General features: G+C 68.9%; 8 protein-coding genes. 4 read left to right on the forward strand and 4 right to left on the reverse strand.

Going from position 1 to position 6,702, the window contains the following annotated elements:
• Together DQP56_RS21595 and mbp1 are read right to left on the reverse strand one after the other, a co-directional pair.
• A partial coding sequence (locus DQP56_RS21595; RefSeq protein WP_133258998.1) for a DoxX family protein occupies positions 1 to 584 on the reverse strand: 584 nt, incomplete at its 3' end.
• A gap of 99 nt (positions 585 to 683) precedes the next feature.
• Positions 684 to 923 (reverse strand): microaggregate-binding protein 1, encoded by a 240-nt coding sequence (mbp1, locus tag DQP56_RS21600; protein WP_013829436.1) that lies wholly within the window; start codon positions 921 to 923, stop codon positions 684 to 686.
• A gap of 312 nt (positions 924 to 1,235) precedes the next feature.
• Here mbp1 and DQP56_RS21605 point away from each other — a divergent pair, with 312 nt between their 5' ends.
• From DQP56_RS21605 to DQP56_RS21620, 4 genes are read left to right on the forward strand one after another with little or no spacing between them, the layout of a single operon-like run.
• Positions 1,236 to 1,943, forward strand: coding sequence for a sensor domain-containing protein (locus tag DQP56_RS21605; RefSeq protein WP_112688920.1), 708 nt, complete (start codon positions 1,236 to 1,238; stop codon positions 1,941 to 1,943).
• A gap of 28 nt (positions 1,944 to 1,971) precedes the next feature.
• A complete protein-coding gene (gene thyX, locus DQP56_RS21610; RefSeq protein WP_112688928.1) occupies positions 1,972 to 2,724 on the forward strand; it encodes an FAD-dependent thymidylate synthase in 753 nt (250 codons plus the stop codon).
• A gap of 32 nt (positions 2,725 to 2,756) precedes the next feature.
• Positions 2,757 to 3,659, forward strand: coding sequence for a 4-hydroxy-tetrahydrodipicolinate synthase (dapA, locus tag DQP56_RS21615; RefSeq protein WP_112688922.1), 903 nt, complete (start codon positions 2,757 to 2,759; stop codon positions 3,657 to 3,659).
• Between the two features lie 6 nt (positions 3,660 to 3,665).
• The gene (locus DQP56_RS21620) at positions 3,666 to 5,342 is read left to right on the forward strand and encodes a ribonuclease J (protein WP_112688930.1); all 1,677 of its coding nucleotides are present in this window, start codon (positions 3,666 to 3,668) and stop codon (positions 5,340 to 5,342) included.
• Position 5,343: 1 nt separating this feature from the next.
• Here DQP56_RS21620 and DQP56_RS21625 read toward each other — a convergent pair whose 3' ends face one another.
• Together DQP56_RS21625 and DQP56_RS21630 are read right to left on the reverse strand one after the other, a co-directional pair.
• A complete protein-coding gene (locus DQP56_RS21625) occupies positions 5,344 to 6,153 on the reverse strand; it encodes a mycofactocin-coupled SDR family oxidoreductase (RefSeq protein WP_112688924.1) in 810 nt (269 codons plus the stop codon).
• On the reverse strand, positions 6,153 to 6,470 hold the full coding sequence (locus DQP56_RS21630) for a putative quinol monooxygenase (protein WP_112688926.1): 318 nt from the start codon (positions 6,468 to 6,470) through the stop codon (positions 6,153 to 6,155). The genes DQP56_RS21625 and DQP56_RS21630 overlap by 1 nt, the downstream gene beginning before the upstream one ends.
• Positions 6,471 to 6,702: the final 232 nt, after the last annotated feature.

The following is a 6,702-nucleotide window of genomic DNA, read 5'->3' on the forward strand; positions in this document are numbered from 1 at the left end:
CCGGCCCGCTCACCCACCAGTTCGGCGAGTTCGCGGCCGTGTTCGGCGCCGGCCTGCAGACCCGCGCTCAGCTTCTCGCCGACCGTGTCGAGCACCGCATCGTTCGAGGCGGTGGGCATAGCCGCGGCCGCGCGCTGGTATGCGTGCCGGGCGGCACGCCGGGCCCGCCAACCCAGCGATGGCCGTCCCTCGGTGTCGGCCGCCGCGATCATCAACCCGCCGATCAGGCTGACGTCGGTCAGGAACGCCTGGCGTTGTTGTGCCCTGCGCTGGATGTCAGGCTCCATCCAGAACATGTGGCCGCCCGCACTGCCGGGAATGACCGTGCATGCCAGCGCCGCAGCGGCAATCCGCGGCAGTCTGCCGCTGGCGAGCAGCAGGCCGCCGCCGATCTGGACCAGCGCGTTGGCTTTGGCGAACGTCTCGACATCGGACGGCACTTTCGCCGATATCTCGTCGGGTAGGTGTTGCAGCCCGTCGAACGCCGGACGGGCCGTCTGGCCGGCCTGCTGCGGCCGGCGCAACGCCTCCACGCCCTGCCCGATGAACGCCGCCGCCAGCAGCGGACGTGCGATTCTGCGCATCAACACGCGACCCCCTCACAACGCGGACCCGGCGACACTCGGTGAGTGCTGAGCGGTGCCGGCGAGTCGGAACTCGCCGGCACCGCACCGCCGGTGGGACTACTGTTCGGCACGCTCGCGCGCCTCGTCTGCCTCGGCCTTGGCGCGGGCCTTCTCGGCCTCGGCCTCTTTGGCCGCAACCTCGCGCTGCGCGTCGGCCTTGTCCTGCTGCGCCTGGCCTTCCCGCTTGAGCGAGTCGTCACCGGTCACGGTGCCGACAGCCTCCTTGGCCTTGCCCTTGACGCCTTCCACGACGCCTTTGATGCCGGCTTCGGGGCCACTGTCCTTGTCGTCACTCATGTGGTGTGCCTCTCTTGATCGGATCAAGCCCGGACGGACGGGCCGCGGCGGTGCGGGGCCGTCCACCCAGCAGGCGACCGGGTGGCCGCCGATGTGCCGGGATACCCGCTGGGATTACAGCGTAAACGTCCGGAGTCGCCGGCTTCGGCGTGCCGCCAACCAAAAGGGTTCGGCGTCAACGGGGTTGGATGGATCTGTGCTGACCTCGGGCGGCACCGCCCGGATTTCGCTAATGTTGCCGATAACTGATCGGTGACGCCTCGACTGGCGTGCGGATCCACAAGCCTGATCGGAAACTCGGGGTGTGATCGCGTGCGGGGTTCGGTTTCGTGGGGTTTCGTCGTGGTGGGCTGCCTGGCGATCGCCGGCTGCGGCGGCAGCGGCGGTACGGCAAGAACCACCACCACCGTCGCGGCGACGCCGACCACGACGACGGTCGCCGTCGCCCCGGTCGGCGAGGACGGGCTGCGGGCACTGCTGCTCACCCCCGAGGAGATCAACCCGATCATGGGCGTGGCCGACATGAAGGCACACGCCCCCCACGATGTGCTGCCTGATGACAGCGCCACGATGCAGCCGAGGGAGTGCCTGGCCGTCGACGGAGTCGCCCAGGAACAGGTCTATGCGCGCAGCGGTTTCAGCGCGGTGCGAGAGCAGAGCGTCAGCGATGGCGAAGACAACGCCCACTTCGTCGATCAGGCCGTGGTGCTGTTCCCGACCGCCAAACAAGCCGAGGAGTTCTTCGAGGCGTCCGTCAAGCAGTGGCCGGAATGCCACGAATACACCCACATCCAGAGTGGTTCGGAGTGGATCGCCGGGCGCATATCGAACGCCGAGGGCGTGTTGAGCACCGTCGCGACCCAGCAGAACGCCGGCGAATCGGCCTGGCAGGCCTGCGGCCGGGCGCTGACCGTGGCCAACAACGTCGTCGTCGACGTCAACACCTGCAGTACCGACCCGAAGGACTCCGCGGTCGTCATCGCCCGGCAGATCGCCGCGAAGGTGCCGACCGGCAGCTGAGGGACCGGAACGCCCTAAGGTGGGTGCCGTGGCCGAGACGGCGCCGCTGCGCGTGCAACTGATTGCCAAGACCGAGTTCATACCGCCGCCGGACGTTGCCTGGAGCACCGACGCCGAGGGCGGTCAGGCGCTGGTGGAGTTCGCCGGCCGAGCCTGCTATCAGAGCTGGTCCAAGCCCAACCCGCGCACCGCCACCAACGCCGCCTACCTGAAGCACATCATCGACGTCGGGCACTTCTCGGTCCTCGAGCATGCCGGCGTGAGCTTTTACATCACCGGGATCTCCCGGTCGGCCACCCACGAACTGATCCGGCACCGGCACTTCTCGTTCTCCCAGCTCTCCCAGCGCTACGTCCCCGAACCGGACTCCCGGATCGTGGTGCCGCCGGGAATGGACGATGACCCGGAGTTGCAGCAGATCCTGGCCGAGGCCGCCGACGCCAGCCGGGCCGCCTACGCCGAGCTGCTGGCCAGGCTGGAGGCCAAGTTCGCCGATCAGCCCAATGCCGTGCTGCGGCGCAAACAGGCCCGCCAGGCCGCCCGCGCCGTGCTGCCCAACGCCACCGAGACCCGCATCGTGGTGACGGGCAACTATCGGGCCTGGCGACACTTCATCGCGATGCGTGCCAGCGAGCATGCCGACGTCGAGATCCGGCGGCTGGCCGTCGAGTGCCTGCGGCAGCTCATCGGGCTCGCCCCGGCGGCGTTCGGCGACTTCGAGATCACCGCGCTGGCCGACGGCACCGAAGTGGCGACCAGTCCGCTCGCCACCGAGATCTGAGTGACTCCGCGGCGCCAGGTAATCTTGGGCTCGTGAGCAGCACCGTATTCGACGCCAGGGCGCAGTTGGGCACCGTTCTGACAGCAATGGTGACCCCGTTCGGTGCGGACGGCTCCGTGGACACCGACGCCGCCGTACGGCTGGCGAACCGGCTCGTCGACGCCGGCTGTGACGGCCTGGTGCTCTCCGGGACCACCGGCGAGTCGCCGACGACGGCGGACTACGAGAAGCTCACCCTGCTTCGTGCCGTGGTCGAGGCCGTGGGCGACCGCGCCCGCATCATCGCCGGTGCCGGCAGCAACGACACCGAGCACAGCGTCCGGCTGGCGGAGGCCTGCGCCGGGGTCGGCGCCCACGGGTTGCTGGTGGTCACCCCTTATTACTCGCGGCCGTCCCAGGCCGGGCTGCTGGCGCACTTCACCGCGGTCGCCGATGCCAGCGGGCTGCCGGTGATGCTGTATGACATCCCGGCCCGTTCGGCGGTGCCGATCGCCCCGGACACCATCTTCGAGCTCGCCGAGCACCCGAACATCGTCGCGATCAAGGACGCCAAGGGCGACCTGCATGCCGCCGCGCAGATCATGGCCGAAACCGACGTGGCCTACTACTCCGGCGACGACGCCCTGAATCTGCCGTGGCTGGCGATGGGCGCCACCGGGTTCGTCAGCGTGATCGGGCACTTCGCGGCCGGCCAGCTGCGCGACATGCTGGCCGCGTATGAATCCGGTGACGTCGAGACCGCTCGCAAGATCAACGTCTCGATCGCACCGCTGTCCAACGCCATGGGCCGCACCGGTGGCGTTACCTTCGTCAAAGCCGGGCTGCGGCTGCAGGGCTTCGATGCGGGCGAGCCACGGCTGCCGATGGTGCCCGCGACCGGGGCAGAGGTCGACGAACTGGCCATCGACATGCGCGCCGCGTCGGTCCTCGAGTGAGTGCGGGTGAGTGAGGACCTCAAGCCGCCGGGTCCGCTGACCGCCGGCGGATTACGCGTCACCGCGCTCGGCGGTATCAGCGAGATCGGCCGCAACATGACCGTTTTCGAGCATCTCGGTCGGCTGCTGATCATCGACTGCGGGGTGCTGTTCCCGGGCCACGACGAGCCCGGCGTCGACCTGATCCTGCCGGACATCCGGCACATCACCGACCGCCTCGACGACATCGAGGCGCTGGTGCTGACCCACGCCCACGAGGACCACATCGGCGCGATTCCGTTCCTGCTCAAACTGCGGCCCGACATCCCGGTGGTCGGTTCGAAGTTCACGCTGGCGCTGGTCGCCGCCAAATGCCGCGAACACCGCATCAAACCGGTGTTCGTCCAGGTCGCCGAAGGTCAGCGCAGCACCCACGGGGTGTTCGAATGCGAATACTTCGCGGTCAACCACTCCATCCCGGACGCGCTGGCGATCGCGGTGCACACCGGCGCGGGCACCGTGCTGCACACCGGCGACATCAAACTCGACCAGTTGCCGCCGGACGGGCGTCCCACCGATCTGCCCGGCATGTCCCGGCTGGGCGACAAGGGTGTGGACCTGTTCCTGTGCGACTCCACCAACGCTGAGATTCCGGGGGTCGGGCCCAGCGAGAGCGAGGTCGGCCCCACCCTGCACCGGCTGATCCGCGGCGCCGAGGGACGGGTGATCGTGGCCTGCTTCGCCTCGAACGTCGACCGGGTGCAGCAGATCGTCGACGCGGCGGTCGCACTGGGCCGCCGGGTCTCGTTCGTCGGCCGGTCGATGGTCCGCAACATGGGCATCGCCAAGGAGCTGGGCTTCCTGCGGGTGTCGGACTCCGATCTGGTCGACATCGGCGCCGCCGAGATGATGCCGCCGGAGCAGGTGGTGCTGGTCACCACCGGGACCCAGGGCGAGCCGCTGTCGGCGCTGTCGCGGATGTCGCGCGGCGAGCACCGGTCCATCACGCTGACCGCGGGTGATCTGGTGGTGTTGTCCTCGTCGCTGATCCCCGGCAACGAGGAGGCCGTCTACGGCGTGATGGACGCGCTGGCCAAGATCGGGGCGCGGGTGGTGACCAACGCCGCGGCGCGGGTGCATGTCTCCGGGCACGCTTATGCCGGCGAGCTGCTGTTCCTCTACAACGGGATCCGGCCGCGCAACGTGATGCCGGTGCACGGCACCTGGCGGATGCTGCGCGCCAACGCCGCGCTGGCCGTCCGCACCGGGGTGCCCGAGGAGTCGATCCTGCTGGCCGAGAACGGTGTCAGCGTGGATCTGATCGCCGGGCAGGCGAGTATCGCCGGGGCGGTCCCGGTCGGCAAGGTGTTCATCGACGGGCTGGTGGACGGCGACGTCGGCGATGCGACGCTGGGGGAGCGGCTGATCCTGTCATCGGGATTCATCGCGATCACCGTGGTGCTGCGCCGCGGGACCGGCAAGGCGGTGGCCCCGCCGCAGCTGCATTCGCGTGGCTTCTCCGAAGACCCCAAGGCGCTGGAACCGGCGGCCCGCAAGGTGGAGGCGGAGCTGGAATCCCTTGCCGCCGAACGCGTCACCGACCCGGCGCGGATCGCGCAAGCGGTGCGCCGCACGGTTGGCAAATGGGTCGGCGAGAGCTATCGTCGCCAGCCGATGATCGTGCCGACCGTTATCGAGATCTGAGCTACCGCTTATTGACGTAGCCGGCGTCCACCGGCAGCGTCACACCGGTGATGTAGCGGGCCGCATCGGAGACCAGCCAACATGCGGCGTTGGCGACGTCCTCCGGTTGCAGCACCTGCACCGGTAACGCGTTGCCCATGTCCGGTCCGCCCTGGGTGTCCATGCCGTCGAGCCACTTCCGGGTGAACTCGTTGTCGATCATGGGCGTCTGCACGCCGGCGGGGTGCACGGAGTTGACCCGGATACTGTGTGGCGCAAGAAGGTTGGCGTATACCCGCATCAGCCCGACGATGCCGTGCTTGGCGGCAGCGTAACCCAGGGACCCCGCCGCAGGAGCGGCCAGCCCGACCAGCCCGGCCACCGAGCTGACCAGAACGATCGACCCGCCGTCCCCCTGGGCGATCATCGGCTTCATCGCCACATCGACGGTGTGGTAGATACCGGTGAGGTTGACGTCGATCACGTCCTGCCAGGCGTCCTCGCCCGCCATCGGTGCGATTCCGGCGTTGGCGATCACGAAATCGAGCCGCCCGAGTTGGTCGAGGCCGGCCTGCAAGGCGGTGCCCAGGGCGGCGCGATCGCGGACGTCGGCCGCCCTGGCAACGATGCGCGCACCGGTCTCTTCGACCAGCTTGACCGTCTCCGCTAGATCGTCGGCGGTGGCGAGCGGATACGGCACGCTGGAGATCTGTTGGCACAGGTCGACCGCGATGATGTCGGCGCCCTCGCCGGCCAATCGCAGTGCGTGGGCGCGCCCCTGGCCGCGTGCGGCGCCGGTGATGAAGGCGACCTTGCCGTCCAAGGCTCCCATCACTGGGCCCGCAGTTGGCCCTTGGCCGGGTCGCCGGCCGGCAGCGGCTGCAGCATCTTGATGTCGGGCGCGCCGTCCAGGTGCTCGGAGAGGTTGCTGAACAGCTCGGCGACCGCCGGGGCCGTCGAGTGTGACTGCAGCGCCTCGGCGTCGGCCCACTGCTCGATGAATACGAAGGCGCCGTCGGTTTCGTGTACCGCGTAGAGCTGGCAACCGGGCTCCTGGTGCACCTGTGCCGCCGACTTGGCGCAGATGTCGCGGACGGCTTCGACCGATTCCGGCTTGACGGCGAAGGTGGCGACGACGACCACGGGCATGCAGATCTCCTTCGTGAGGCGTGGCGGGAAAAGTCAGGCCCTGTCACCGTACGCAGCGGCACTGTGACCGGTGCCACGCGGGTGAGGCCCGCAACCCGGGCCGTGGCCAGTGTGGCAGATGGTGCTAATGAGGGTATTGCGGTTAGGCTTGCGGCTATGGCGAGTAAGACGGCTGGTGGCACCAAGGCTCGGTCGGGAACGCGAACTAGCAGGTCAAGGGCAGGTTCGCGAG

Source organism: Mycolicibacter senuensis (assembly GCF_003284925.1).
Taxonomy (GTDB): domain Bacteria; phylum Actinomycetota; class Actinomycetes; order Mycobacteriales; family Mycobacteriaceae; genus Mycobacterium; species Mycobacterium algericum_A.

What these genes read in the sequence shown, in the direction of transcription:
- mbp1 (WP_013829436.1), bottom strand. Translation starts at nt 923, where the DNA reads ATGAGTGACGACAAGGACAGTGGCCCCGAAGCCGGCATCAAAGGCGTC.
- DQP56_RS21625 (WP_112688924.1), bottom strand. Translation starts at nt 6,153, where the DNA reads ATGGGAGCCTTGGACGGCAAGGTCGCCTTCATCACCGGCGCCGCACGC.
- DQP56_RS21630 (WP_112688926.1), bottom strand. Translation starts at nt 6,470, where the DNA reads ATGCCCGTGGTCGTCGTCGCCACCTTCGCCGTCAAGCCGGAATCGGTC.